The sequence below is a fragment of the Bradyrhizobium sp. SUTN9-2 genome, from assembly GCF_003122645.1.
In the GTDB taxonomy this organism is placed as follows: Bacteria; Pseudomonadota; Alphaproteobacteria; order Rhizobiales; family Xanthobacteraceae; genus Bradyrhizobium; species Bradyrhizobium yuanmingense.
In genome coordinates, this window is record NZ_LAXE01000001.1 from 1818243 (window position 1) to 1844007 (window position 25765).

The following is a 25765-nucleotide window of genomic DNA, read 5'->3' on the forward strand; positions in this document are numbered from 1 at the left end:
ACAATCCCCGCATGACGCAGATGTCACGCCGCCATGTGCTGGTCCTGGGTGTTGGCGGCGCCCTCGGGGCGTCCGTCGGCGCGCCGCTGCTGCGCAGCGTGCGAGCATCGGAAGCGGCGACCGAGGCGCACGGCATGTCGGCATTCGGCGATCTCAAATATCCCGCCGACTTCCGTCATTTCGATTACGTCAATGTCGACGCGCCGAAAGGCGGCACGTTCTCGCTAATCCCGTCGGTGCGGGCCTACAATCAGTCCTACCAGACCTTCAACTCGCTCAACGCCTTCATCCTGAAAGGCGACGGCGCACAAGGTATGGGTATGACGTTCTCGCCACTGATGATCCGCGCAGCTGACGAGCCCGACGCAATGTACGGCTTGGCGGCCAAATCCGTGCAGATATCGCCGGACAAGCTGGTCTACCGCTTCGCGATGCGACCCGAGGCGAAATTCCACGACGGGACCAGGCTCACCGCCCACGATGCAGCCTATTCGCTGACGACTCTGAAGACCAAGGGGCATCCGCTGATCACCGTGCAGATGCGCGACATGGTCAGTGCCGAAGCCCTCGACGATGCGACGCTCGTCGTCACCTTCGCCAAGGGGCGTGCACGCGACGTGCCGCTCTATGTCGCCAGCCTGCCGATCTTCTCGAAGGCGTACTACGCCTCCCGCCCGTTCGATGAATCGTCGCTGGAGATTCCGCTCGGCTCGGGCCCGTACAGGGTCGGCAGGTTCGAGGTCAATCGCTACATCGAGTTCGAGCGCGTGAAGGACTGGTGGGCCGCTGATCTGCCGCCCTGCCGCGGCAGCTATAATTTCGATGTCGTCCGCTATGAATTCTATCGCGACCGCGACGTCGCCTTCGAGGGCTTTACCGGCAAGAGCTATCTTTATCGCGAGGAGTTCACTTCGCGCATCTGGGCGACGCGCTATGACTTCCCCGCGGTGAAGGAAGGCCGAGTCAAGATGGAGGTCGTGCCCGACGACACGCCCTCCGGCGCGCAAGGCTGGTTCATCAATACGCGGCGCGACAAATTCAAAGACCCCCGCGTGCGCGAGGCCCTGATCAACGCTTTCGATTTCGAATGGACCAACAAGACAATCATGTACGGCGCTTACGCTCGTACGGTGTCGCCGTTCCAGAACTCGGACCTGATGGCCGGCAATGCGCCGCCTTCGCCGGAAGAGCTGAAGCTGCTGGAGCCGTTTCGCGGCCAGGTTCCTGACGAGGTGTTCGCGGCGCCGTTTACGCCGCCGGCCTCCGACGGCTCCGGACAGGACCGCAGCCTGCTCCGCAAGGCGCAGCAATTGCTGACCGAGGCCGGCGTGCCCATCAGGGACGGCAAGCGGGTGCTGCCGAACGGCGAATTGTTCAAGATCGAGTTCCTGCTGGATGAGCCCTCGTTCCAGCCGCACCACGCGCCTTACATCAAGAATCTCGCGACGCTCGGCATCGAAGCGAGCGTGCGCCTCGTCGATGCCGTACAGCACAAAGCCCGGCAGGAAGATTTCGATTTCGACATGACCATCCAGCGCTTCAGCATGTCGGCGACGCCAGGCGATGCCATGCGCGCGTTCTTCTCCTCGCAGGTCGCAAACACCAAGGGCTCGTACAATCTGGCTGGCGTCGCCAGTCCGGCGATCGACGCCATGATCGAGAAGATCATGGCGGCCGACAGCCGCGAAGACCTGACCGTCGCCTGCCGCGCCTTCGATCGCCTGTTCCGCGCCGGCCGGTATTGGGTGCCGCAATGGTACAACAAGACGCACCGGCTGGCTTATTGGGATCAGTTCGGACATCCGCCGAAGCTGCCGCGCTATGCCAACGGCGTCGGCGCGCCCGACATCTGGTGGTATGAGACCGCCAAGGCGGCCAAGCTCGAGCAGGCAAAATAGCCATGAGCGCCTATATCGCCCGCCGCCTCCTGCTAATGATTCCGACCCTGCTTGGGATCCTCTTCGTGTCCTTCGTCGTGGTGCAATTCGCGCCGGGCGGCCCGGTTGAACGCGTGATCGCGCAGCTCTCGGGCGCCGACACCGGCGGCACCTCGCGCATATCGGGCGGCAGCGATTTTGCGCAGCGCGCGCCGGGGCAGGTCGGTGCGGGCGGCGATTCCGTCAACTCGAAATATCGCGGCGCGCAGGGCCTCGACCCCGATTTCATCAAGAAGCTGGAAGTGCAGTTCGGCTTCGACAAGCCCGCGCCGGAACGCTTCCTGCTGATGGTGTGGAACTTCGCCCGCTTCGATTTCGGCAAGAGCTATTTTCGCGACGTCAGCGTTCTGCAGCTCATCAAGGAAAAGCTGCCGGTCTCGATCTCGCTTGGCCTCTGGCTAACACTTCTGACCTACCTGATCTCGATCCCGCTCGGCATTCGCAAGGCCGTGAACGACGGGGCGCGCTTCGACACCTGGACCTCGACGGTGCTCGTGCTCGGCTATGCCATCCCCGGTTTTCTGTTCGCCATTCTCCTCATCATCCTGTTTGCCGGCGGCTCCTTCTTCAACTGGTTCCCGCTGCGCGGACTGACCTCGGACGGCTGGTCGCAGTTTCCCTGGTATTGGAAGATCATCGATTATTTCTGGCATCTGACGTTGCCGCTGATCGCCATGGGGCTAGGTGCCTTCACCACCATGACGTTCCTGACCAAGAACTCGTTCCTGGATGAGATCCGCAAGCAATACGTCATGACCGCCCGCGCCAAGGGCTGCAGCGAGAACCGGGTGCTCTATGGCCACGTCTTCCGCAACGCGATGCTGATCGTGATCGCCGGCTTCCCCGGCACTTTCATCCACGCCTTCTTTTCCGGCTCGCTGCTGATCGAGACCATCTTCTCGCTGGACGGGCTCGGACTGCTCAGCTTCGAGAGCGTGCTCAATCGCGACTATCCCGTGGTGTTCGGCACGCTCTACATCTTCTCGCTGGTCGGCCTCGTGATCAACCTGATCTCCGACTTGACCTATATGTGGATCGACCCCCGGATCGATTTCGAAGCGCGGGAGGTCTAATGACGATCACCGCGCCGACGCCGATTGAGACCACAGCGAAGTCGCCGCTCGGCGATGCCGTTCCGATCACGGGCAAGCCGTTCGCTCCATCGCCGCTTAACCGGCGGCGGTGGCAGAACTTCAAGGCGAACCACCGCGGCTACTGGTCCTTCTGGATCTTCATCGGCCTGTTCGTGATCTCGCTGTTCGCCGAGCTGATCGCGAACGATCGGCCCTTCCTGATCAAGTTCGACGGTCGGCTATATTGGCCGGCCTTCGTGACCTATTCGGAGACGACGTTCGGCGGCGATTTCGAGACGGCGGCCGATTACCGCGACCCGTACTTGCAGAAGCTGATCAAGGACAAGGGCGGCAGCATCGTCTGGCCGCTGATCCGTTACTCCTACGATACCCACAATCTCGATCTGCCGACGCCGGCGCCGTCGCCGCCGACCTGGATGCTGACGGAGAAGCAGTGCAAGCCGGTGGTGGAGAAGAAGGGACTGAAGAGCTGCCGCGATCTCGAATACAATTGGCTCGGCACCGACGATCAGGGCCGCGACGTGGTGGCGCGGCTGATCTACGGCTTCCGCATCTCGGTGCTGTTCGGCCTTTGCCTCACCATCGTTTCGTCGGTCATCGGCATCGCGGCGGGTGCGGTGCAGGGCTATTTCGGCGGTTGGGTCGATCTGATCTTCCAGCGTTTCATCGAGATCTGGACCGCGATTCCATCGCTGTATCTTCTCCTGATCCTCTCCTCGGTGCTGGTGCCCGGTTTCTTCGTGCTACTCGGCATCTTGCTGCTGTTCTCCTGGGTCTCGCTGGTTGGCCTCGTGCGGGCCGAATTCCTGCGCGGGCGCAATTTCGAATACGTCCAGGCGGCACGTGCGCTCGGCGTCTCCAATCCTCTGATCATGTTCCGCCACCTGCTGCCTAACGCGATGGTCGCGACCATGACGTTCCTGCCGTTCATCGTTTCGAGCTCGGTGATGACGCTGACGGCGCTCGATTTCCTCGGCTTCGGCCTGCCACCGGGATCGCCCTCGCTCGGCGAATTGCTCTCGCAGGCCAAGGCCAATGTGCAGGCACCGTGGCTCGGCTTCTCCGGCTTCTTCTCGGTCGCGATCATGCTCTCGCTGTTGATCTTCATCGGTGAAGCCGTGCGCGACGCCTTCGACCCGCGCAAGACGTTCAGGTAAGGCCATGGATGCGATCAACCAGCCACTGCTCGCCGTTCGCGACCTCTCGGTGGCCTTTCACCAGGGCGGCGCCACCACGCTTGCGGTCGACAAGGTCTCGTTCCAGATTAAGCGCGGCGAATGCGTCGCGCTGGTCGGCGAGTCCGGCTCCGGCAAGTCGGTCAGCGCACTCTCGATCCTGAAGCTGCTGCCGTATCCGAATGCCTCCCATCCCTCCGGCAGCATCCGCTTCAAGGGCCAGGAGTTGATCGACCAGTCCGAGCAGCAGATGCGGGAGATCAGGGGCAGCGACATCTCCATCATCTTCCAGGAGCCGATGACCTCGCTCAATCCGCTGCACACGATCGAGGCGCAGATCGGCGAGATCATCCAGCTGCACAATCCGACCAGCAATGCGCAGGCCCGCAAGCGGACGCTGGAGCTCTTGACCCAGGTCGGCATTCCCGATCCAGAGACGCGCCTGAACAGCTATCCGCACCAGCTCTCCGGCGGCCAGCGCCAGCGCGTGATGATCGCGATGGCGCTCGCCAACGAGCCGGATCTTCTGATCGCGGACGAGCCGACCACGGCGCTCGACGTCACGGTGCAGGCGCAGATCCTGGCGCTGCTCGCCGAGATCCGCGCGCGGCTCGGCATGAGCCTGCTGTTCATCACCCACGATCTCGGCATCGTGCGCCGGATCGCCGACATCGTCTGTGTCATGAAGGGCGGCGTGATCGTCGAGCAGGGTCCGGTCGAGCAGGTCTTCAAGACCCCGAAACATCCCTATACACGCGACCTGCTCGCGGCGGAGCCCAAGCCCGATCCGGCGCCGCCGCAGCCGAATGCGCCGGTGGTGATGTCGGCCAATGACCTAAAAGTCTGGTTCCCGATCAAGCGCGGCCTGATGCGCAAGACGGTCGGTCACATCAAGGCGGTCGATGGGGTCAGTGTCGCCGTACGCAAGGGCGAGACGCTCGGCGTGGTCGGCGAATCCGGCTCGGGCAAGACCACGCTGGGGCTGGCGCTGCTGCGGCTGATCTCCTCGAACGGACGCATCGTGTTCTTGGGGAACGACATCCAGGGCCTGCGCTTCAAGGAGATGCGTCCCTTCCGGCGCGACATGCAGATCGTGTTTCAGGATCCGTTCGGCTCGCTCTCACCGCGCATGTCGGTCGCCGACATCATCGCCGAGGGCCTGTCCGTGCATCAGCCGGCGCTCTCGCGCGAGGAACGCGAGGCGCGCGTGGTCAAGGCACTCGAGGATGTCGGACTCAATCCGGAGACGCGCTTCCGCTATCCGCACGAATTCTCCGGCGGCCAGCGTCAGCGCATCTCGATCGCGCGCGCGATCGTGCTGGAGCCTGATTTCGTCGTGCTGGACGAGCCGACCAGCGCGCTCGACATGCTGTTCCAGGCGCAGATGGTCGATCTGTTGCGCGAGCTCCAGCGCAAGCGCGAGCTCACCTACATGTTCATTTCGCACGATTTGCGTGTCGTCGCCTCGCTCGCCAGCCACCTCATCGTGATGCGCGGCGGCAAGGTGGTCGAGGAGGGGCAGGCGGCCGAATTGTTCAGGAATCCGAAGACGGACTACACCCGTGCGCTGTTCGCGGCCGCGTTTCGGCTCGAGACGGCGGGGAACGGGGCGGTGGCGACGTAGCGCTCCGTCAGAGCCGCTTGATCGCGACGACCTCGCTGCCAGCCGCCTTGATCCGCGCGATCGCCGGCTCGATCGGCTCGATCACCGTTGCCATGTGATGCGCATTGGCGTGAACCATGGTGGTGGCGTCGCGCACGATGGCGACATGACCTTTCCAGAAGATCAGATCGCCGCGCTGCGAGCTGCTCCGCTCGTGCGGCTCAAGCGTGCGGCCGAGACCGGCGAGCTGCATGTCGCTGTCGCGCGGGCAGCCGATCCCGGCTGATGTCAGCGAGACCTGGACGAGGCCGGAGCAATCGATGCCAAAGCTGCTCTTGCCGCCCCAGAGATAGGGCGTGCCGACGAAGCGCTCGGCCACCGCGACGAAATCCGGCTCGCGATGATCGAGCGGGATGAGGTGCGTTCTCGGCAGATATCTGCCGTCGTGCGTCACGGCGAAGCTGCCGTCCTCGCGCGCCACGGCAAGCTTCGATCCCATCACGAGCGTGTCGGCCGGCGGCAGCTTGATCGAGGGGCCGGGGAACGCAAACGTCCGCAGTGCGCCGACCAAGTGCGTTGCGGCAGCCGACGGCTTTGCGAGCGCCGCATCCGGGAGCCAGCCGACATAGCCATCGCTACTGAGTTGGCCCCAGGCCCAACCCTCGCCGTTGCGGTCGTAGATGGTGACGCGTTCGCCGCGCAGCGCTTCGGTCATCAACGTCGCGTTCGAGGACGGCTGCTCGCGTATGGGCGCGATCGGCTCGACGACCTCGAACTCGTCACCCTCGACGAAGCGCTGCGCCTCGACCTTGCCTTCGAGATATTTGGCGGCAAGGTCGCCCCGCGCCGGCGTCAGCCTCGGGTCGTGTCCTGGATCAGGCATAGCGCTCGCTCAGCAGTGCGTAGATGGCGCGTGCGGCCTGGCATTCGCCGCCCTCGGGCCGCGCCGGCTTCGCCGACGGCGTCCAGCCATAGATGTCGACATGGAGCCAGCTCTTGGCGTGCTCGACGAAGCGTTGCAGGAACAGCGCGCAGGTGATCGAGCCGGCGAAACCGCCCGAGGGTGCATTGGTGATGGTGGCGGCCTTGGAGTCCAGCCAGGCATCGTAAGGCGGCCACAGCGGCATGCGCCACAACGGATCGTTCTCCTTCATCGCGCAGCGCGCGACGTCGGCAGCCAGCGTCTCATCATGGGTGTAGAACGGCGGCAGATCCGGCCCGAGCGCGACGCGGGCGGCGCCGGTCAGCGTGCCCAGGTCGATCAGCAGATCGGGCTCCTCCTCATCGGCCAGCGCCAGCGCGTCGGCGAGCACGAGGCGGCCTTCGGCGTCGGTGTTGCCGATCTCGACGGTGATCCCTTTGCGCGAGGTGAAGATATCGAGCGGACGGAAGGCATTGCCGGCGACGGCGTTCTCCACCGCCGGAATCAGCACGCGCAGCCGCACCTTCAGCTTCGCATCCATCACCATGCGCGCCAGCGCCAGCACGTTGGCTGCGCCGCCCATGTCCTTTTTCATGATCAGCATGCCGCTCGACGGCTTCAGGTCGAGCCCGCCGGTGTCGAAACAGACGCCCTTGCCGACCAGCGTCACCTTGGGATGATCAGGATCGCCCCAGACGATGTCGATCAGCCGTGGCGCGCGGCTGGAGGCCATGCCGACGGCGTGGATCAGCGGAAAGTTCTTCGCCAGCTCCTCGCCGACGGTGCAGGAAAAGCTCGCGCCGAACTCGGCGGCGAGCGCTTGCGCGGCCGCGGCGAGCTCATCCGGGCCCATGTCGTTGGACGGCGTGTTGATGAGGTCGCGCGCGAGCATTGCCGCATCGGCAATCCGCTCGATCTCGGCCGCGTCGACACTGTCAGGCGGCACCAGCCGGATCTCGGGGCGATCTGCCTTGCGGTAGCGGGCAAAGCGGTAGTAACCCAATGCGAAGGCGAGCGCGGCCAGCCGTGCATCGTGCGGTGCATTGGCAAACCGATAGGTGCCGGGCGGCAAGAGGCCGGGCAGGGCGCCGGGCCGAAACAGGTCGCGCGATCTTGCATCCTCTTCCTCGAGCCCGAACAGCACCTGCGCAATGGTGCCGTCGGTCGCGGGCAGCGCCAGATAGCTGCCCGGCTTGGCGGCGAAGGCGCTGGCACGCGCGAACTGGCGTTGCGCCGGCGGCAGCGTTTCGGCGACCTGATCCCAGCTCGATTTGGTGACGAAGGTGATCGGGGTGGCGGTGGATGACGTCTCGAAGACAGAAGGCATTGGCGGGTCCGGATCGTCAGTTCAGGCGAGTCATGCGAACGGACGAGACTTCGCAGAGTTTGGCCGCCGCTGCAATCGGCTTTGCCGTCACCGTTCAGCGAGCCGCTACTCGCCGCAAGGTGGGCATGCGGTTCGATGCGCTCGACGAGATCCGCGAGCGGCTTGCCATCGAGTATCGACCGGGCGCGACGAAACCGTCCGCGGACAAATCTCGTATCTCACGCCGAGAGCTGCCGTTCGCAACGCCACGGCCCCAGGGCTTTACTAGCGCTTCGGTTGTGGCATTATCGACGAACATTTTAGATTGTGTCGCTTGTTCTGCATGAACCCGAACGCAGACACGCGGCGGCATGGTGCCTGCCCAGGTTGGGTCGATACGGCTGAATCTGCTCGTCGAAGCATTTTTCTCATTGTTTGGGCGGCGCAGCATATGCAGATGAGCGGCGCAAAATGGATAGATCGTTCGTTGTTGCGCAGATTTCCGACCTGCATCTGGACGGGTCGGGCCGGCTGCTTCCGGCCATCGAGACGCTCAGGGCCGCGATTTGCGAGAAGATGGCGGCTGCCGCGAATGTTCCCGATCGCATCCTGCTGATCACGGGCGATCTGGTGGACGACCCAACGCCGCGCGCGCTCGACGAGGCGCTCGCCGTCATCGCATGCTTCCGGCAGACGGGGCTGTTCACCGACATCCAAGCCGTGGCAGGCAATCACGACGTCAAGCGGCCGAACCAGCGTGCGGGCCGTCACGACGCCTACGATTACCTGCACCTGCCGCGGACCGCGAAGAATGTCTATTACCGTCAGGCAGGCCTCGACCTGGTGCTGCTCGATTCCAATCGCGCCAACTTGAAGGCGCTCGCGAGCGGCAAGATCGACGAGAGCGCTTACAAGGCGATGGTCGCCGATTCCGCCCGGCTGAGCGCCGAGGTCGCGGGAAGCATCGGTTCGGCCGGGCGCGCCGACTACGCCGAGCCGGCGGAAAATCTGGTGCGTGTGCTGGCCCTGCACCATCACCCACTGCCGCAGGCCACCGGCGAAGGAAAGCGCTTTCTAGGCATGCCGGACGAGCCGCTGATGTATCTCGCCGCACCCGCGACCTTCCTCGAGGCCGCCACCTCGCTCAATGTCGATCTGGTTCTGCACGGTCATCGCCATGTCGAGGGGCTGACCCGCTATTCCATCCCCGATCCGCGTGCGACGTCGCGCGAGAGCGGTGAGGCGTTCTGGCGCACGATCTACGTGCTCTCCTGTCCGTCCTCGACCGGGCAAGCCGGCGACGATGCCGGTTTCAACCTCGTCCATTTCGGCCCCGCGTCCCATACCGGCCGCAACGAGCACCGCTTCGCGATCACCCGCTATACGAGGCTCCGCAACGATGCGGCCTTCAGGCCGCTCGATTCCAACCTGCCGGGCGGCGTCATCAGGCTGCCGGCGGGGCGGGACTTTTCCCGCGATCCGGCCGTCCAGTCGACGATCGAGGCGGCCTCGTCCCGCACACTGAAACGCGACCAGGTCGCGGCGATCGTCCGCCGGCTGTTCATGCGTGGCAGCTTTTACGATGAGGCGGAGCCGAACTGGGCGATAGCGCTCTACACCTACATGGTCTCGGCCCATGCCTGGGCGGAGCTCGAGCGTAAGGCCGCGAGATCCCGGCCGGGATTCGACAGCGACGCGCTCGCCGCGGTGAAGACGTTGCTCGGCCGATTGATCGAGCAATCCGCTGACGTGCTCGGCATCGATCGCGCTCAGCTCGATGAGCTCTACGGGAGAGGCCTGATCAATTGTAACGACTTCCTGCGTCAGGTGCCGCGGCTGCCTTCTGAAGGTGTCGACGTTCAGCGGCGGGGGCGGCAGAGGCTGCAACTGCTGCTGGAGCTGGATCAGCAGGTGCAGGCGCTCGGCCCCGATCTCGGCCTCGGCGGCAAAGCGCCGCCGCAACCATCGCCGGCGTGAGAGAAGCGCGTCTGAGCGCTGTTAACCGGCCGTTAGGGTTAACATTCTACTGCTGACACGTTCGGCTCGATCGAGCAGCTCGAGAGTCAAAGCGTCATGCGTCAACGGATCAGGCTTACCCGGCTACTTGCTTCGACGTCGCTGGTCGCGACGGTGGCGATGAGCCTCGGCGGCTGCACGGCGATGTCGAAGCTCTCGGAGGTGACGGGCTCGGTCGGCCCCCGGGCGGACGCGGCCTCCGCCGATCGCGCGCCCACCGATCCGGCGCGTGCGGTCGAAGCCTATGGCGAGCGCTACCGCGCCAATCCCAAAGATGCCGACGCCGCGCTCGCCTATGGACAGGCCTTGCGTGCCAACGGCCAGCGCGCCCAGGCCGCCGCCGTGCTCGAGCAGGCGACCATCGCCAACCCCGGCAACAAGGCGCTGCTTGCCCAGTACGGCCGCGCACTCGCCGACAACGGCAATTTCCAGCAGGCCTTCGACGTGCTGTCGAAGGCGCATTCGCCCGACAATCCGGACTGGCGCCTGCTCTCCGTGCAGGGCACCGCGCTCGACCAGATGGGCCGTCATGAGGAGGCGCGATCCTATTACGCGAGCGCGCTCAAGATCGCACCGGGTGATCCCGGCGTGCTCTCCAACCTCGGCCTGTCCTACATGCTGTCGAAAGAGCTGCCGAAGGCGGAAGAGGCGCTGCGGCAGGCGCATGCCTCGCCGCGTGCCAGCGCCCGGGTCCGGCAGAATCTCGGCCTGGTCGTCGGCCTGCAGGGCCGCTTCGCGGAGGCGGAGACCATCGTCAAGGCGGACCTGCCGCCGGACCAAGCTGCGGCCAATGTCGCCTATCTCAAGGAGATGCTGAGCCGTAGCGAGGCCCCGCGCGGCGCGCCGAAGCGGATGCCGGTCGCTTCGCTGAGCCAGCCCGGCTGATCATCTGACTTCCTGGCCTTGGTGGCGGACCGTACGGTCCAGCCCGGCTCATTGCATCTCGGTGACCTTGATGGCGGTGGGTCCGAGAATGACCACGAACAGCACAGGCAGGAAAAACAGGATCATCGGCACCGTGAGCTTCGGCGGCAGCGCGGCCGCCTTCTTCTCGGCCTCGTTCATGCGCATGTCGCGATTTTCCTGCGCCATGACGCGCAGGGAATGGCCGAGCGGAGTGCCGTATCGTTCCGCCTGTTGCAGCGCCAGACACACCGACTTGACGCCCTCGAGCCCGGTGCGCCGTGCCAGGTTCTCATAGGCGACCTTGCGATCCTGCAGGTAGGACAGCTCGGCCGTGGTCAGGGTGAACTCCTCCGACAGCGCGATCGACTGGCCCACGATTTCGGTCGCAACTTTCCGGAATGCCATCTCGACCGACATGCCCGATTCGATGCAGATCAGGAGCAAATCGAGCGCGTCGGGAAACGCACGCTTGATCGAGAGCTGGCGCTTGGAGATCGCATTCCTGAGGAACAGCATCGGCGCCTGGAGGCCGAGATAGGCGGCGCCGATACAGATGCCGATCTTGATCGGCATCGCCTGTTGCATGTTTCCGATCACGAACACGTAGAGGGCCGAGCCGATCAAGAACACGATCGGGGCGACCATGCGGGCAAACAGGAAGGTGATGTAGGGCGCCTGGCCGCGGTAACCCGCCATGATGAGCTTGTCCCGCGCAGCCTCCTGCGCGAGCCACTTGGTCAGGTTGAAGTCCTCGACCACCTTGGAGACGAGTTGCTTCGGCGTCTGGCGCAGTGAAACCTTCTCGCTCTTGTTGAGACGCTCACGCTCGCGCTGCCGGATGCGTTCACGCTCGCTCGCTACCGCCTTCATGCGCTTGGAGAGGCCTTCGCCGGCGAACAACGGCATCACCAGCGTATAGACGGTGGCGCTCGCGGCGATGGCCGCGAGCAGCATGGTCATGAAACGGACGTCGTGCAGTTTCGAGACGAGGAATTCGACCATGCGACACCGTCAGAAATCGAAGTTGATCATCTTCTTCATCACCAGGATGCCGATCGACATCCAGACGACGCAGCCGACCAGCATCAGCTGGCCGGTGGGATGAGTCCAAAGCACCGAGATGTATTGCGGCGTCGTGAGATAGACCAGGAACATCACGATCGGCGGCAGCGAGCCGATGATGCCGGCCGAGGCCTTGGCTTCCATCGACATCGCCTGGATCTTTTCCTTCATCTTCTTGCGGTCGCGCAGCACCTTGGAGAGGTTACCGAGCGCTTCGGAGAGGTTGCCGCCCGATTTCTGCTGGATCGACACCACGATCCCGAAGAAATTGGCTTCCGGCAGTGGCATGCGCTCGTAAAGCCGCGCGCAGGCCTCGCCCAGCGGCATGCCGATCGCCTGCGTCTCGATGATGGCCAGAAACTCGCTGCGCAGCGGCTCGGGCGAATCGGCGGCTACGACCTTGATCGACTCGAACAAGGGCAGGCCTGCCTTGATGCCGCGGACGATCACGTCGACCGCGTCGGGCAGTGCAGCCAGGAACTTGGTTTCGCGACGCTTCTTGAGGAAGCCGAGTGCCCAGCGCGGCAGGCCGAAGCCGCCGGCAAAGGCAAGACCGGCGGCGCCGATCAGGCCGCCGCCCGCGAACATAGCGGCCGCGAAAAAAACGCCGGCCACCACGGCGGACACGGTCCAGAACTTCTGCGGCGTCCAGTCGAGCCCGGCCTGCGACAGGCGGACGCTGAGCGGAGCGCTCTTCTCCTGGGCGCGCCGCGCCTCGAGGTCCTTCAGCGTGGACTCGACCTGCTCGCGGCGAGAGCGCTGGGTTTTCTCGGCCTGCCGGGCCGTGGGCGCTTCGGCGCGCGCGACCGAGGCACGGCGGCTTTCCGCCTTTCGCTCCCCAGACAGCACCGGATAGAGGAATACCCAGGCGATGCCACCCACTGCTGCGGTGGCGAGGAAGGCGAGGGCGAGGACCTGCATGTTCATGGCGCTGCCAATCTGCTCACGTCTTCGGCGCGACTTCCGCCGCGTCGAGCGCCGCGGCGAGGCGCTTCTCCTCGCCGTAATAACGGGCGCGTTCCCAGAACTTCGGACGGCCGATGCCGGTTGAGCGGTGCCGGCCGATGATTTTGCCGTTGGCGTCCTCGCCGACCATGTCGTAGAGGAAGATGTCCTGGGTGATGATGGTGTCGCCTTCCATGCCCATCACCTCGGTGATGTGGGTGATGCGGCGGGAGCCGTCGCGCAGGCGCGCGGCCTGGATGATGACGTCGATCGAGGCGCAGATCATCTCGCGAATTGTTCGCGACGGAAGGGAAAAGCCGCCCATCGTGATCATGGATTCGCAGCGCGACAGCGCCTCGCGCGGGTTGTTGGCGTGCAGCGTGCCCATCGAGCCGTCATGGCCGGTGTTCATGGCCTGCAGCAGGTCGAAGGCTTCGGGTCCGCGGACCTCGCCGACGATGATGCGTTCGGGACGCATACGCAGGCAGTTGCGCACCAATTCGCGCATCGTGACCTGGCCCTCGCCCTCGATGTTGGGCGGACGGGTTTCCAGCCGCACCACGTGAGGCTGCTGCAGCTGGAGCTCGGCGGCGTCCTCGCAAGTGATGACGCGCTCGTCGTGCTCGATGTAGTTGGTGAGGCAGTTGAGCAGGGTCGTCTTGCCCGAGCCGGTACCGCCGGAAATCAGCACGTTGCAGCGGACGCGGCCGATGATCTGAAGGATCTCGGCGCCTTCCGGCGTGATCGCGCCGAACTTGACGAGCTGATCCAGCGTCAGCTTGTCTTTCTTGAATTTGCGGATGGTGAGCGCGGGGCCGTCGATCGACAGCGGCGGCACGATGGCGTTGACACGGGAGCCGTCGGCGAGGCGCGCGTCGCAGATCGGCGAGGATTCGTCGACGCGCCGGCCGACCTGGCTGACGATGCGCTGGCAGATATTGAGAAGCTGCTGGTTGTCGCGGAAGCGGATGCCGGTACGCTGGATCTTGCCGCCGACCTCAATGTAGACGGTGTTGGCGCCATTGACCATGATGTCGGCGATGTCGTCGCGCGACAATAGCGGCTCGAGCGGGCCGTAACCGAGGACGTCGTTGCAGATGTCGTCGAGCAGCTCCTCCTGCTCGGCGATCGACATCACGATGTTCTTGATCGCGATGATCTCGTTGACGATGTCGCGGATTTCCTCGCGCGCGGACTCCGAATCGAGCTTGGCGAGCTGGGCGAGGTCGATGGCCTCGATCAGCGCGCCGAAGATGGTCGCCTTGACCTCGTAATAATTGTCCGAACGCCGGCTCTCCATGGTCGGAGGCGGCGGAGCCTTGGCGGGCGCAAGCGGCGGCGAGGCGACGGCCGGCGGAGGCGGAGCGCGCGACACCGTCGGCGCCTGAGCCGGGGCAGGCTCGAGCGACACGGCGCCGGGCTTGGGCGCCCGAAGGTCGGTGTCTGTTCCGCTACGCTTACCGAACACTTAACAACTCCATGCGGCGGCTTATCTTCCCCGCAACTTCTCAATCAGAGGTGAAAGCAGGGACGACTTTTGCTTCTTGGTCTCGCTGCGGCCGGTCAGGCGCTGGGCGATCTGCAGGAACATCTCGATCGACTTGTGGTTGGCGGAGATCTCCGCGATCATCTGGCCGTTGTTGGCCGCCGAGCCGAAGATCTGCGGTTCGAACGGGATCGAGACGACCGGCTGGCTCTCGATTGCCTTGGCGAACTCCGCGGCGGCGATCTCGGGCCGTTTCGGCACGCCGACCTGGTTCAGGCAGTAGAGCGGCGGCCGGTCGTTGGGGCGCGCGGCCTTCAACAGATCGAACAGGTTCTTGGTATTGCGCAGATTGGCGAGGTCGGGCGCGGCCACGATCAGGATGTCGTCCGCCCCGATCAAGGCCCGCTTGGTCCAGCCCGACCATTGATGCGGAACGTCGAGCACGATGCAGGGCATGGTGGAGCGCAGCGTGTCGAATACGGCATCGAAAGCGTCAGTGCCGAAATCATAAACCCGGTCGAGCGTCGCAGGCGCCGCCAGCAGGCTGAGATGGTCGGTGCATTTTGACAGCAGGCGGTCGATGAACGCGGTGTCGACGCGGTCAGGCGAGAACACGGCGTCGGCGATACCCTGCGGCGGATCCTGGTTGTAGTCGAGCCCGGCCGTGCCGAAGGCGAGGTCGAGATCGGCGACGACGGCGTCCATCGCGAGGTCTCGCGCGATCGCCCACGCGACGTTGTGCGAGATTGTCGAAGCCCCGACGCCACCCTTGGCTCCGACCACGGCGATGATGCGGCCGACTGCCTTGGCTTCGGGGGCCGAGAACAGGTTGCAGATCGAGCGTACGACGTCGATCGCGCCGACCGGCGCTAGCACGTAATCGCTGACGCCGCGGCGCACCAGCTCGCGATAGAGCGTGACGTCGTTGATGCGGCCGATCACCACCACGCGGGTGCCGGCATCGCAGACGGTGGCGAGCTGGTCGAGTCCGCCCAGCAGGTCGTTGCGACCGTCGCTCTCGAGCACGATCACGTTCGGCGTGGGAGCCGAGCGGTAGGCTTCGATCGCGGCCGCCATGCCGCCCATCTGGATCTTCAGGTGAGCCTTGCCGAGACGGCGATCCTCGCCGGCCGACTGCACCGCGGCGGCCGTCTCCACGGTTTCGCAGAAGGCCTGAACCGAGACGCGCGGCGCGGGCGCAATATGCTCCTCGACCGGCGGAGGAGCTGCTGCCGGCTGCTCTTCGTGTGTCTGGCGCGCGTAACTGATCATTTGCCGGTGTCGCTGAGTTTGGCCCTGTCGGCCTCGGGATAGGTGGTCGCCGTCGTCGTTCCCTTGCGATACTTCTCGAACCCGGTGATGCGCCGCGGCGTGTATGACGGAGTTTCGGGCCGCGGCTGCTCAAGATCCGACGGATTGTCGACCATGGCCGCGAGGTTGCGCTGATAAGCGCAGCCGTAATTGTAGTAGTCCTTGTTCTCGAACCAGCGCTTGTTCTTCATCGAGGGCCCGATGTCTTCCGGCCACAGGCCGCAGGGACCGGCGACTGCGGCAATCCTGGAATAGGTGAGCCGGATCGGGGGGAGGAAGCGCTTGTCTTGCGGCTGGTAGGGGTGAAGGCTGACGCCGCGCGGCGGAACGCCTGCCGCCGCCAGCATCGCCTGGATCTCACGCATCGTATCGGCGACCGGGCGAGCATTGGGCGTATTGGAAGGCACGTCGATGCGAATCGCGCCGGTGCCTTCTTGCAACCACGCCGATGCCACGCCCATCACGTCAGCGCGTTGGGCCGCGGTTAATCCGCCGCGGGCATGACCCACGAAGACGACGATCGAGCGATTCTGCTCCTCGACCGCGATCGGATGGCGCTGCTTGTAGTCGTCGGGAATGGACGCCGTGAGGACTTCGTCGTGCTGGCAGCCCCCGACCGCGAGCGCGAGGCCGATGAGCGCGCCACCGAGGCTGATGGCGCGCTTGCGAAGCTGGGGTGGTCTCGTGATCATCGTGAATTTCCCCGTTCCGCCTCAGTCGGTAATGAAGCCGTAGGTGCCGCGGTAGTTCTTGGCCGCTTCGGTCCGGCCCGGCACGCCGTAGATCCGGTTGATATTGCCGATCAGCTGCGCCTGCGGATCCGCAGGCGGGGCGAAGCCGTCATCCGGCCGCGACAGGTCTTTCGGCGCCACCGCGCGGACCACATAGGGCGTCACGATCACGACCAACTCGGTTGCATTGTTGACGAAGTCGCGGCTGCGGAACAGCGTGCCGAGGATCGGGAGCTGCATCAGCCCCGGCATTCCGTTGACAGCTTGCTTGGTCTGCTGCTGGATCAGGCCGGCCATCGCCATCGCGCCGCCGGACGGAATTTCCAGCGAAGTCTCTGCGCGGCGTGTCTTGATTGAGGGTACCGTCAGCGAGTTGACCGTGTTCGAGGTCACCGCCTGCGACAGCGTGATCGCATTCTCATTGGACAGTTCGGAGACCTCGGTCATCACCCGCAAGCTGATCTTGCCTTCGCTCAGGACCACAGGCGTAAAGTTGAGTGAGATGCCGAACTTCTTGAAGCTGATCTGAGTGGTACAGACGCGCGTGACGGGATCGCACGAATAACCTGCGGGCACCGGAAATTCGCCGCCGGCGAGAAAGGTGGCGGACTCTCCGGAGATCGCGGTCAGGTTCGGCTCGGCCAGCGTCCTGATCACGCCCGCGCTCTCCATCGCACGCAGGGTCGCCTGCACCGAAGGCGTCGCGCCGAAACTCGCAGTGAGATTGTTGCCATCCACCAGATTACGGCCGAGGGCCGTGAACGGGTTGGAGTTGCTGAAGCTCACCACCGATGTGCCGTAGTTGAGGTTGGCGGTGAGGTCGATACCGAGCTGCTTGACGATCGTGCGCGCGACTTCGGCAACGGTCACCTTGAGCATGACTTGGTCGCGGCCGCGCACCACGATCGAGTTCACCACCTTGTCGACGCCGCCGGCCAGGCGCGCAGCGAGCTCGTTGGCCTGTTGCGCCTCCATAGGGTTGGCGGCCGTGCCGGACAGGACGATACCGTCGCCCAGGCCGTCGATCTGGATGTCTGAGTTGGGCAGAACCTGCTTCAGTGCGGCCCGCACGCCGTTGAGGTCGCGCTTCACCGCGATGTCGTAGGCCGCAATCTGCTGCCCGGCGGAATCGAAGAACACGATATTGGTCTGGCCGACCGCGGCGCCGATGATATAGGCGCGCTGTGCGGAGCGGACCACCGCATTGGCGATCTTGGGATCGGCGACCAGCACGTCCTTGATGTCGCGCGGCAGGTCGATCACGACCGACTTGCCGATGCCGAGCGAGAGGAAACGCGCGTTGATCTGGCCGTCCGCCGCGGCCTGCGGCACAGGGCGGTAATCGGCGGCGACTGCCGGGGCGATCGTCGGGCTGAGCGCCAGCGCGAGGGCGGCCGAAAACGACAGGGCGCGGACCAGTGAGGTCCGCATCGTCGCCGAATCTGCCCTGTATTTGATGTCGACTGTCTTCATCGTGCCTTAGCCGCCTGACTTGGAATGCCGTAGCGAATGATCGAGACACCGTCGCGCTTCTGCGCGGAGTCATCGAGCGTGATCTCGCTCATCTTGACGTCGACGATGCTGCGCAGCGCCAGCGACAGCGTGCCGCTCTGGCGCGCCGCGGAGAGCGTTGCGGTCTGCGCGGGATTGAGCTCGAGGGTGACGGTCTTGCCGATCACCGCGTTCTGCCCGTCCTTCTCCTTGGGTGCCTGGTCGATGGCCAGGACCCGGATATTGGCCAGGATGATCTCGGAGGTGACGATGTCGGGAGCGCCGCTGCTCTGATCCGGGTTCTTGAGCCGGCGGGTGAGCAGGACGTCGACGCGGTCGTTGGGCAGGATGAAGCCGCCCGCGCCGGTCTCCGGCGAGATCTCGGTCGAGATCGCCCGCATGCCGGTGGGCAGGATTGCCGCCATGAAGCCGGAACCTTCGGCCTTGACCAGCTTCTGGTCGCGGATCGGCTCACCCTGGATGAAGGGCGCGCGCGCGATCGAGCCGGTCACCTGGGTCGCACCGTCGGGGCGCTCGTTGCGTCGGATGAAGGTGGCGCTGGCGGTCGCGGTCGGCCAGGTCTGCCATTGCACGTCTTCGGGCTTCACGGTCTGGCCGAGGCCGATGTCGTTCTTGGCCACGAGGACGTCGACGGTCGGCAGCTGTGCGACCGGAACCGGAGGCGGCGCAGAATTGTCGGAGCCGCTCGCCAGGTACGCGGCGACGCCGCCGGCGCAGATGGCGACCGTCAGGACGACAATGCGTGCCCTATTCATACGCTTCAACTTTCCAACAATACGCCGCGACGCTGCCGCCGCCGTGATCGGCAGTTGACCAGCTATTCGTCAAAGCATGGTTAATGAGGCGTATCTAAATCGCCTTAACGCCGGGTTTACCCGGAGCGTTCAGCGCAGCGCGAGGCGAGCGAGGTCGATCGCCTTCACCCATTCGGTCTCCGGGTAGACCATCAGCGCGCTCAGCGCGAGCGCGATGCCGTAGGGAATGCCGCTCTCCTTGGCGTGCAGCCGTGCGAGCCAGGCCTGTCCTGCCAGCCCGTAAGGCAGCGGCCATTGCCGGAACTGCAGCAGGAGCAGCGTCAGCGCGCCGCCGAACAGCGAGGCGTAGAGCAGGAAGTTCATCAGATGTGGGAAGCCGAACCAGAGCGCGACGGAGGCAGCGACCTTGGCGTCGCCGCCGCCCACCCAGCCCATGGCGAAGCAGGTGAAGGCCACGACCAGAACGAGCGCACCGGCGCCGACATGACTCAGCATCTCGTAAGGTGCCATGCCCCCGGCGAGGGCGAGCGCGAAGAAGCCCGCCACCAGCGCCAGCGATACGCGGTTCGAGATCGTCATCGTGAAGAGATCGCTCGCGGCGGCGAACGCCATCAGGGCCGGGAAGAGCAGAAGGCGCGCAAGGTCGAGAATCATGGGCTGCGTCTTGAGGCCTGGGTTTGTCGCGGGAGCTGCTTCGGGCGATGCTAGCGCGCGATGCTAAACAAACCGACAACGGAGGCACGGGCGCGCCGGGCCTCGGCCGACGAACGCGCTTTCACCAGAAGCTGGCAATACGTGCGGCGAGCGCGACCGTCGCAACCAGCAGCGCAAGGCAGATCCAATAGACCGACGAGCCGGCCTGCGCCGCTTCCGCCTCGTGCGCCGCGACCGCGGCATCGGTTCTGAACTCGTGCAACGCCACTGGAACTCGCCGTCTTCAGAAAAACAAACGCCCCGGAGGTCCGGGGCTTTTGCCGTCGTTCGTGGACCCGCTTACTTCAGCGAGGTGCTGATCGAGCTGAACTTGGCGTTCAGCGTGGTGCCGAGATTGTTGACGACGGTGATGATGGCCAGCGCGATGCCGGCGGCGATCAGGCCGTATTCGATGGCGGTGGCGCCGGATTCATCCTTCGCGAAACGCGCAATCAAGTTCTTCATGAACAAAACTCCGTCTGGGTGGGGACCGCCTCGTTCGGCGCTGTCGTTGACGCGACGACCATGAGAGCCGAGCTCTTTCGGGAGAGTTAATTCGACCGGGTAATCCCACGTCCGGCGCGATGCTTTTGCCCAGAGTGAATTTCGCCTTAAGACGGCACCTGCAAATTCGTTGCGGTTCCGGATGCGCCGCCAACGCGGCGCGTGCTTCACCCTCCCTTAAATTTCGCGGAGTAGGCCTTGAGCTACAGCGGAATTCGCGGAGAGAGGCGACGATGTCGAGCCTGCCCATGCAAGTCGCCTTGATGCTCGGCGAGACCATCGTCAAGGTGATCCCGGTCACCTTGGTGCTCGCGGCGGTCTTCACCGTGCTGGAGCATTTCTGGGCCTGCAATCCCGGCGCGCCGTGGTGGCGCAAGCGGGAGATCGTCACCGACATCTGCTACTGGTTCTTCGTTCCGGTGTTCGCCCGCACCATGCGGATCGGGCTGCTGGTTGTCGGCGCCAGCGTCGTCTTCAACATCCACGACGCCGACGAGCTCATCGCCTTTTACGACAATGGCCACGGTCCGCTGGCGCAGCTGCCGCTGTGGCTGCAGGCCGTGCTGTTCCTGGTGCTGTCCGATTTCATGCTGTACTGGCTGCATCGGCTTTTCCACGACGGCGGCTTCTGGAAATATCACGCCATCCATCATTCGTCGGAGGAGATCGGCTGGATCTCCGCGGCGCGCTTCCATCCGGTCAATCTCTTGCTCGGGACGATCAGCGTCGACGTCGTGCTGCTGATGGCAGGCATCTCCCCGAACGTCATGGTCTGGGTCGGCCCGTTCACCACCTTCCACTCGGCCTTTGTGCACGCCAACCTGAACTGGACTTTCGGACCGTTCAAATACGTGCTGGCGACGCCGGTCTTCCATCGCTGGCACCACACCTCGCTCGAAGAGGGCGGCGACACCAATTTTGCCGGAACGTTCCCGATCTGGGACGTGCTGTTCGGCACCTTCCGCATGCCGGAGGGCAGGCTGCCACAGGATTACGGCAAGGACGAAGCGGCCATGCCCAAGGAGATCGGGGGCCAGCTCGCCTATCCGTTCCGGCACTAAAGCATAATCCGAAAAAGTGCGAAGCAGTTTTCCGGAAAGATCATGCGTAAACAACAACCTAAAGCGCGATGACGATTCATCCAAAACTCATCGCGCTTTAGGGGGCGGGCCCCGCAAATGTCCGTCCGTTCAAACAATACGCGGCGAGTTTGCGGAACGTTCACGAATTAAAGGCAGGTTAGCCGGGTCGGGCACCGGCTCCGCTGTATTCGGTCGCTTCTGCCGGTCTGTGACGTCCCGGGGGTAAGAGTATGCGTAAAGAAATGCTGCGCCGTCATGTGCGCGTCTGTGTACTGGTTGCCGCTGCGGTGCTGGCCTCGCCGGCCGCCGGCCTTGCCGAGCCAGTCGCCGATACCATCGCCGTCAATGTCGACCAGGCCAAGCTGGTGCGGCTGCCCGGCAAGGTGGCGACCATCGTGGTCGGCAATCCCCTGATCGCCGACGTCACGCTCCAGCCCGGCGGCATGATCGTCGTGACCGGAAAGGGCTACGGGGCCACCAACTTCATCGCGCTCGACCGCGGCGGCGAGATTCTGGTGGACCGCCAGATCCAGGTCGAAGGTCCGAGCGACCGGCTCGTCACCGTCTATCGCGGGGTCGAGCGGGAGTCCTACAGTTGCGTGCCGCTTTGCCAGCGCCGCGTGACGCTCGGCGACAGCGACACCTATTTCAACAACGCGATGAGCCAGGCCGGTACGCTGAGCAGCAGCGCCAGCGGAGGTGCGGGTGCCGGCGCGGCTGCCAAGCCAAACTAGCTGACGGGTGGGCCTCGATCCCGCCAAGCCGCTCGATTCGAGGGCGGCACCTCGTTGCATGCCGTGCTTCCTCCCGCTTGCGGGCGCTGGTTAACGCGGTGTTAACGGCGCGGTCCGCCGGAAGCGGATCGTCTGAAACACTTAGACAATCAGTTTCCGCTATTGAACGGGCAGATGATCGCCGGCCGCTGGGGAATTTGACGAGATGCCATCGCCTGCACCTACGAGGTTCACGCTCCGGAAAGCGCTGCTCCGGTTTCGCGGCAACCGCCGCGGCTCCGCGGCCGTCGAATTTGCGCTGGTCGCACCGATGTTCTTCGCGCTGCTGTTCGCGATCCTCGAGACGGCGCTCATGTTCTTCTCCAGCCAGGTGCTCGAGACCATCGCGCAGGACTCCGCGCGCGCGATTCTAACCGGCCAGGCTCAGGCGCAGGGCGGCTCGGTGGCGGCCTGCCAGTCCGCGCCCAACACAGTCGCTGCATGCGATCAGACGACGTTCAAGACCTTCGTCTGCAGCAAGATTCCGGCGCTGTTCGATTGCAGCAAGCTGTACGTCGACGTCGTCAGCACCAGCTCGTTCGGGACGCTCAGCCTCACCAATTTCGGCAATTCCTGCACCTTCAATCCCTCCGGGATGCAGTACAGTGCCGGAAGCTCCGGTCAGGTCGTCGTGGTGCGCCTGTTCTATCAATGGCCGCTCATCGTCACCGGCCTCGGCTACAACGCGGGATGCAGCAACAAGCGGCTGATGGTGGCGACGGTGGCGTTCAAGAACGAACCCTTCTGAGGCAGATGGATCTGGGCGGACCGATGCGGGCGATTGCGAACATCTGGAGGAATGCACGCGGCTCCGTGCGCGGCTTCGTCGCCGACAAGCGCGCGCTGGCGGCGACCGAATTCGCGATCATCGTACCGCTGATGCTGGTGATGTTCTTCGGCACTGTCGAATTTTCGTCCGCCGTGGCGATCGACCGCAAAATCACGTTGATCGCGCGGACATTGTCCGATTTGACCTCGCAGTCGACCACGCTCAACGATGCCAGCATGAAGGATACGTTCACGGCAAGCATCTCCGTCGTCATGCCTTACGACGCTGCGCTCGTGAAGGGCACGATCTCCCAGATCTACATCGACGCCAACAGCATCGCCAAGGTCCAGTGGAGCAGGGCCGGCACGATTGCGAGCGGCGCGACGCAAGCCACGCTTGCGACCTCGGCTCGGAACGCCGGCGACACGGTCACCACGATGATTCCCCCGGCACTCTTGATTCCGTCGAGCTATCTCATCCTGAGCGAAGCCAACTACACTTACACGCCCACCATCGGCTACGTGTTGAAGTCGAGCGTAACCCTGAGCGATCTCTCCTACACGCGGCCGCGTCAGGTCACCTGCGTGCCCTACAACAACGTGCCGTCGACGTGTTGAGATCTGTCAGCCGCCCGTGACATGAAAAAAAGGCCGTGCGTTGCGCACGGCCTTTGTGCTTTGGCTCGCTGATCGGGCCGGCGCCCGGCGGGCTCAGCCCGCAGCGCGCAGGTTGTCCGCCGCCGACTTGCCGGAACGGCGGTCGGCCACGATCTCGTAGGAGATCTTCTGGCCCTCGCGGAGCGAGCCGAGGCCGGCGCGCTCCACGGCGCTGATGTGAACGAACACGTCCTGGCCGCCATCGTCGGGCTGAATGAAGCCATAGCCCTTGGTTGCGTTAAACCACTTCACGGTTCCCATGCTCACGGGGGTAGTCCCTCTCAGATAACACTATGTCGGAGCCCGCTCGCGCGGGCAGGGTTAGGATCGAATTTCTGGAAGGGTCGTCAGCGTGTCTGAACCGGCTGTACCGGTGGATGCCAATGTCGTCCGGCCGAAAATCGATTAATTCATTTTATCGGAAGCAACGGTTCGAAACAATCCGGACGCGCACGATTTTTTGATCCGCCGATGTCAACGGCGGATCAATCTACAGATCGGAATTCGAACCCGCGCCGCAGCCGACTAGCGGCGGCGGAATTGGCCGCCGCGCTGTCCGGGACGGGGCGGTCCGCCCGGCGTGCTGGGACGTTCGTCCTTGTGGCGGAAAATCAGCCGGCCCTTCTCGAGGTCATAGGGCGACATCTCCACCGTCACGCGGTCGCCCGCGAGCGTCTTGATGCGGTTCTTCTTCATCTTGCCGGCGGTATAGGCAACGATCTCGTGTCCGGCGTCGAGCTGCACGCGGTAGCGGGCATCGGGGAGGATTTCGGTGACCAGTCCTTCGAACTGGATCAGCTCTTCCTTAGCCATTGATATCTCCAGGTCGTGGACGGCTAGTGCGAATAGGGTTTGCGGTTCGGTTGGCTGTTTGGCCGACTCTGGCGGCGCAAAAAGGCAACGCCTTGTATCCCATCAGGGGTCCCGGCGCTATGCGCGGAACGCTGTTCCGGACGGTCGACAGGCGATGAATGCATCTTACCACCGGAGCGGCGGCGGCGAGAACCCTTGGAAGCATTCGGGCCACTGCCGGGCCGTCCGTCGGCATGCCTCGCCTCGGCGTGCCGGCCTTCACCGTGCCTGCCGTCGCCTTGCTTACCGGCACTATGGTGGCGCCCGTCGGCATGCCGTTCGTCGGCGCGACGTCCGTCACCGTGGCGTGCGCCTTGCGGGCGCTGGCCCGGACGACCGCCCGGCCGGCCCTGTCGTTGCTGCGACGGGGCGGGACCAGCATCGCGGCGGCCGGCGTCGGTGCGGTGGTCCTCCCGCGGCAGGGCGACGCGAATCAGCCGCTCGATGTCGCGCAGATAGCCGAGCTCCTCGCCGCCCGCGACCAGCGAGATTGCGGTGCCGTCGGCTCCTGCGCGCGCGGTGCGGCCGATGCGGTGGACGTAGGTCTCCGGCACGTTCGGCAGGTCGAAGTTGATGACGTGACTGATGCCGTCGACGTCGATGCCGCGAGCGGCGATGTCGGTGGCGACCAGGGTGCGGATCTCTCCCGAGCGGAACTGGGCCAGCGTGCGCTCGCGATGGTTCTGCGACTTGTTGCCGTGGATGGCGTTGGCGGCGATCCCGGCCTTGGCCAGCGTCTTCACCACCTTGTCGGCGCCGTGCTTGGTGCGGGTGAAGACCAGCGCGCGGTTGATCGCCTCGTCCTGCAGCAGCTTGGTCAGGAAGGCCGGCTTGGCCGCGAAGTCGACCTGCAGGATGCGCTGGTTGATCCGCTCGGCGGTCGAGGACACCGGGGTCACCGCGACACGGGCGGGGTCGCGCAACATGGAATCGGCGAGCTCGGCGATGTCCTTCGGCATGGTGGCCGAGAAGAACAGGGTCTGCCGCTTGATCGGCAGCTTGGCGACGATTTTGCGGATGTCGTTGATGAAGCCCATGTCGAGCATGCGGTCGGCTTCGTCGAGCACGAGGAACTCGACGCTTGAAAGCTTCAAGCCGTTGCTCTGCACGAGGTCGAGCAGGCGGCCGGGGGTGGCGACCAGCACGTCGACGCCCTGCATCAGCGCACGGACCTGGCGGCCCATCGGCACGCCGCCGATCGCGAGCGTCGAGGACAGGCGGATGTGGCGGCCGTAGGCGTTGAAGCTGTCGAGGATCTGCCCGGACAGCTCGCGGGTCGGCGACAGCACCAGCACGCGGGCGGTCTTGGGCTGCGGCTTGATGCGGTTCTCGAGCAGACGATGCAGGATCGGCAGCGCGAAGGACGCGGTCTTGCCGGTACCGGTCTGGGCGATGCCGACGACGTCGCGGCCGGTCAATGCCAGCGGGATGGTTTGGGCCTGGATCGGAGTGGGGGTGACGTAATTCTCTTCACGAAGAGCGCGCGCGATGGGTTCGGCGAGGCCGAAGTCCTGAAACGAAGTCAAAAGAGGGGTTCTTTCCATGTCAAAAGCGAACGCCCGGCGCATCAGCGCGGCGCGCGCAAAAGGGTGTCGAGAAGACACCTGCGTGTTTGGGGTGTCGGATGGCTTGGATGATATGGGGCAAGCCAGAGGCCCGTAGAGGGCTTAAGAAC

Annotated in this window: 25 protein-coding genes; 10 read left to right on the top strand and 15 right to left on the bottom strand. The window is 64.6% G+C overall.

Annotated features, from left to right (window positions below; all coding sequences use genetic code 11):
- The first annotated feature begins 11 nt into the window (after window positions 1-11).
- The 4 genes from XF30_RS08550 to XF30_RS08565 are packed head-to-tail and all read left to right on the top strand — an operon-like array spanning window position 12 to window position 5830.
- Complete coding sequence (locus tag XF30_RS08550; RefSeq protein WP_192893078.1) at window positions 12-1898, top strand: extracellular solute-binding protein; 1887 nt, start codon at window positions 12-14, stop codon at window positions 1896-1898.
- Between the two features lie 2 nt (window positions 1899-1900).
- The gene (locus tag XF30_RS08555; RefSeq protein ID WP_035998032.1) at window positions 1901-3010 is read left to right on the top strand and encodes a microcin C ABC transporter permease YejB; all 1110 of its coding nucleotides are present in this window, start codon (window positions 1901-1903) and stop codon (window positions 3008-3010) included.
- Window positions 3010-4188, top strand: a complete 1179-nt coding sequence (locus XF30_RS08560) for an ABC transporter permease (RefSeq protein WP_109142424.1) — start codon at window positions 3010-3012, stop codon at window positions 4186-4188. Before XF30_RS08555 ends, XF30_RS08560 begins: the two co-directional genes overlap by 1 nt.
- A 4-nt stretch (window positions 4189-4192) precedes the next feature.
- Window positions 4193-5830, top strand: coding sequence for an ABC transporter ATP-binding protein (locus XF30_RS08565; protein WP_192893079.1), 1638 nt, complete (start codon window positions 4193-4195; stop codon window positions 5828-5830).
- A 7-nt stretch (window positions 5831-5837) separates the two neighbouring features.
- On the opposite strand, the gene XF30_RS08570 is transcribed toward XF30_RS08565, so the two are convergent.
- Window positions 5838-6692, bottom strand: a complete 855-nt coding sequence (locus XF30_RS08570) for a C40 family peptidase (RefSeq protein WP_109142425.1) — start codon at window positions 6690-6692, stop codon at window positions 5838-5840.
- A complete protein-coding gene (locus XF30_RS08575; protein WP_109142426.1) occupies window positions 6685-8058 on the bottom strand; it encodes a leucyl aminopeptidase family protein in 1374 nt (457 codons plus the stop codon). The genes XF30_RS08570 and XF30_RS08575 overlap by 8 nt, the downstream gene beginning before the upstream one ends.
- Before the next feature lie 450 nt (window positions 8059-8508).
- On the opposite strand from XF30_RS08575, the gene XF30_RS08580 reads away from it, so the two are divergent.
- Complete coding sequence (locus tag XF30_RS08580; RefSeq protein WP_109142427.1) at window positions 8509-10014, top strand: metallophosphoesterase family protein; 1506 nt, start codon at window positions 8509-8511, stop codon at window positions 10012-10014.
- A 96-nt stretch (window positions 10015-10110) separates the two neighbouring features.
- Entirely contained in the window at window positions 10111-10938 is an 828-nt protein-coding gene (locus XF30_RS08585) for a tetratricopeptide repeat protein (RefSeq protein WP_109142428.1), read from the top strand.
- 48 nt (window positions 10939-10986) lie between these two features.
- Here the strand turns inward: XF30_RS08585 and XF30_RS08590 are convergent, their stop codons facing one another.
- The 10 genes from XF30_RS08590 to XF30_RS08630 form a co-directional block, all read right to left on the bottom strand.
- A complete protein-coding gene (locus XF30_RS08590) occupies window positions 10987-11961 on the bottom strand; it encodes a type II secretion system F family protein (RefSeq protein ID WP_036021591.1) in 975 nt (324 codons plus the stop codon).
- Window positions 11962-11970: 9 nt separating this feature from the next.
- Window positions 11971-12948, bottom strand: coding sequence for a type II secretion system F family protein (locus XF30_RS08595; RefSeq protein ID WP_057028159.1), 978 nt, complete (start codon window positions 12946-12948; stop codon window positions 11971-11973).
- Between the two features lie 16 nt (window positions 12949-12964).
- Entirely contained in the window at window positions 12965-14434 is a 1470-nt protein-coding gene (locus XF30_RS08600) for a TadA family conjugal transfer-associated ATPase (protein ID WP_036036829.1), read from the bottom strand.
- A 21-nt stretch (window positions 14435-14455) separates the two neighbouring features.
- Window positions 14456-15724: a CpaE/TadZ family protein gene (locus XF30_RS08605; RefSeq protein WP_035998070.1), complete on the bottom strand. Its 1269-nt coding sequence runs from the start codon at window positions 15722-15724 to the stop codon at window positions 14456-14458.
- Window positions 15721-16455 (bottom strand): CpaD family pilus assembly protein, encoded by a 735-nt coding sequence (locus XF30_RS08610; protein ID WP_035998073.1) that lies wholly within the window; start codon window positions 16453-16455, stop codon window positions 15721-15723. The genes XF30_RS08605 and XF30_RS08610 overlap by 4 nt, the downstream gene beginning before the upstream one ends.
- Before the next feature lie 21 nt (window positions 16456-16476).
- On the bottom strand, window positions 16477-17967 hold the full coding sequence (locus XF30_RS08615; RefSeq protein WP_109142429.1) for a type II and III secretion system protein family protein: 1491 nt from the start codon (window positions 17965-17967) through the stop codon (window positions 16477-16479).
- On the bottom strand, window positions 17964-18761 hold the full coding sequence (gene cpaB / locus XF30_RS08620) for a Flp pilus assembly protein CpaB (RefSeq protein WP_035998075.1): 798 nt from the start codon (window positions 18759-18761) through the stop codon (window positions 17964-17966). Before cpaB ends, XF30_RS08615 begins: the two co-directional genes overlap by 4 nt.
- Window positions 18762-18890: 129 nt before the next feature.
- A complete protein-coding gene (locus XF30_RS08625; RefSeq protein ID WP_036021607.1) occupies window positions 18891-19415 on the bottom strand; it encodes an A24 family peptidase in 525 nt (174 codons plus the stop codon).
- A 121-nt stretch (window positions 19416-19536) separates the two neighbouring features.
- Window positions 19537-19677, bottom strand: a complete 141-nt coding sequence (locus XF30_RS38425; protein ID WP_162130831.1) for a hypothetical protein — start codon at window positions 19675-19677, stop codon at window positions 19537-19539.
- Between the two features lie 77 nt (window positions 19678-19754).
- Window positions 19755-19919 (bottom strand): Flp family type IVb pilin, encoded by a 165-nt coding sequence (locus XF30_RS08630; RefSeq protein ID WP_025033956.1) that lies wholly within the window; start codon window positions 19917-19919, stop codon window positions 19755-19757.
- 272 nt (window positions 19920-20191) lie between these two features.
- Between XF30_RS08630 and XF30_RS08635 the strand changes: the two genes are divergently transcribed.
- The 4 genes from XF30_RS08635 to XF30_RS08650 all read left to right on the top strand — a co-directional run bounded on the left by XF30_RS08635 (window position 20192) and on the right by XF30_RS08650 (window position 23199).
- Entirely contained in the window at window positions 20192-21019 is an 828-nt protein-coding gene (locus XF30_RS08635) for a sterol desaturase family protein (protein WP_036036840.1), read from the top strand.
- Between the two features lie 251 nt (window positions 21020-21270).
- Window positions 21271-21774, top strand: a complete 504-nt coding sequence (locus XF30_RS08640; RefSeq protein ID WP_057028157.1) for a pilus assembly protein N-terminal domain-containing protein — start codon at window positions 21271-21273, stop codon at window positions 21772-21774.
- Between the two features lie 205 nt (window positions 21775-21979).
- Entirely contained in the window at window positions 21980-22561 is a 582-nt protein-coding gene (locus XF30_RS08645) for a TadE/TadG family type IV pilus assembly protein (protein ID WP_036021610.1), read from the top strand.
- Window positions 22562-22584: 23 nt separating this feature from the next.
- Window positions 22585-23199: a TadE/TadG family type IV pilus assembly protein gene (locus XF30_RS08650; RefSeq protein ID WP_036021636.1), complete on the top strand. Its 615-nt coding sequence runs from the start codon at window positions 22585-22587 to the stop codon at window positions 23197-23199.
- A gap of 93 nt (window positions 23200-23292) precedes the next feature.
- Here the strand turns inward: XF30_RS08650 and XF30_RS08655 are convergent, their stop codons facing one another.
- The 3 genes from XF30_RS08655 to XF30_RS08665 form a co-directional block, all read right to left on the bottom strand.
- Window positions 23293-23505: a cold-shock protein gene (locus XF30_RS08655; protein ID WP_035998097.1), complete on the bottom strand. Its 213-nt coding sequence runs from the start codon at window positions 23503-23505 to the stop codon at window positions 23293-23295.
- Window positions 23506-23763: 258 nt separating this feature from the next.
- Entirely contained in the window at window positions 23764-24051 is a 288-nt protein-coding gene (gene infA / locus XF30_RS08660; RefSeq protein WP_035998101.1) for a translation initiation factor IF-1, read from the bottom strand.
- 23 nt (window positions 24052-24074) lie between these two features.
- Window positions 24075-25658, bottom strand: coding sequence for a DEAD/DEAH box helicase (locus tag XF30_RS08665; protein WP_109142430.1), 1584 nt, complete (start codon window positions 25656-25658; stop codon window positions 24075-24077).
- Window positions 25659-25765: the final 107 nt, after the last annotated feature.

What these genes read in the sequence shown, in the direction of transcription:
- XF30_RS08550 (WP_192893078.1), top strand. Translation starts at nt 12, where the DNA reads ATGACGCAGATGTCACGCCGCCATGTGCTGGTCCTGGGTGTTGGCGGC.
- XF30_RS08555 (WP_035998032.1), top strand. Translation starts at nt 1,901, where the DNA reads ATGAGCGCCTATATCGCCCGCCGCCTCCTGCTAATGATTCCGACCCTG.
- XF30_RS08560 (WP_109142424.1), top strand. Translation starts at nt 3,010, where the DNA reads ATGACGATCACCGCGCCGACGCCGATTGAGACCACAGCGAAGTCGCCG.
- XF30_RS08565 (WP_192893079.1), top strand. Translation starts at nt 4,193, where the DNA reads ATGGATGCGATCAACCAGCCACTGCTCGCCGTTCGCGACCTCTCGGTG.
- XF30_RS08570 (WP_109142425.1), bottom strand. Translation starts at nt 6,692, where the DNA reads ATGCCTGATCCAGGACACGACCCGAGGCTGACGCCGGCGCGGGGCGAC.
- XF30_RS08575 (WP_109142426.1), bottom strand. Translation starts at nt 8,058, where the DNA reads ATGCCTTCTGTCTTCGAGACGTCATCCACCGCCACCCCGATCACCTTC.
- XF30_RS08580 (WP_109142427.1), top strand. Translation starts at nt 8,509, where the DNA reads ATGGATAGATCGTTCGTTGTTGCGCAGATTTCCGACCTGCATCTGGAC.
- XF30_RS08585 (WP_109142428.1), top strand. Translation starts at nt 10,111, where the DNA reads ATGCGTCAACGGATCAGGCTTACCCGGCTACTTGCTTCGACGTCGCTG.
- XF30_RS08590 (WP_036021591.1), bottom strand. Translation starts at nt 11,961, where the DNA reads ATGGTCGAATTCCTCGTCTCGAAACTGCACGACGTCCGTTTCATGACC.
- XF30_RS08595 (WP_057028159.1), bottom strand. Translation starts at nt 12,948, where the DNA reads ATGAACATGCAGGTCCTCGCCCTCGCCTTCCTCGCCACCGCAGCAGTG.
- XF30_RS08605 (WP_035998070.1), bottom strand. Translation starts at nt 15,724, where the DNA reads ATGATCAGTTACGCGCGCCAGACACACGAAGAGCAGCCGGCAGCAGCT.
- XF30_RS08610 (WP_035998073.1), bottom strand. Translation starts at nt 16,455, where the DNA reads ATGATCACGAGACCACCCCAGCTTCGCAAGCGCGCCATCAGCCTCGGT.
- XF30_RS08615 (WP_109142429.1), bottom strand. Translation starts at nt 17,967, where the DNA reads ATGAAGACAGTCGACATCAAATACAGGGCAGATTCGGCGACGATGCGG.
- cpaB (WP_035998075.1), bottom strand. Translation starts at nt 18,761, where the DNA reads ATGAATAGGGCACGCATTGTCGTCCTGACGGTCGCCATCTGCGCCGGC.
- XF30_RS08625 (WP_036021607.1), bottom strand. Translation starts at nt 19,415, where the DNA reads ATGATTCTCGACCTTGCGCGCCTTCTGCTCTTCCCGGCCCTGATGGCG.
- XF30_RS08630 (WP_025033956.1), bottom strand. Translation starts at nt 19,919, where the DNA reads ATGAAGAACTTGATTGCGCGTTTCGCGAAGGATGAATCCGGCGCCACC.
- XF30_RS08635 (WP_036036840.1), top strand. Translation starts at nt 20,192, where the DNA reads ATGTCGAGCCTGCCCATGCAAGTCGCCTTGATGCTCGGCGAGACCATC.
- XF30_RS08640 (WP_057028157.1), top strand. Translation starts at nt 21,271, where the DNA reads ATGCGTAAAGAAATGCTGCGCCGTCATGTGCGCGTCTGTGTACTGGTT.
- XF30_RS08645 (WP_036021610.1), top strand. Translation starts at nt 21,980, where the DNA reads ATGCCATCGCCTGCACCTACGAGGTTCACGCTCCGGAAAGCGCTGCTC.
- XF30_RS08650 (WP_036021636.1), top strand. Translation starts at nt 22,585, where the DNA reads ATGCGGGCGATTGCGAACATCTGGAGGAATGCACGCGGCTCCGTGCGC.
- infA (WP_035998101.1), bottom strand. Translation starts at nt 24,051, where the DNA reads ATGGCTAAGGAAGAGCTGATCCAGTTCGAAGGACTGGTCACCGAAATC.
- XF30_RS08665 (WP_109142430.1), bottom strand. Translation starts at nt 25,658, where the DNA reads ATGCGCCGGGCGTTCGCTTTTGACATGGAAAGAACCCCTCTTTTGACT.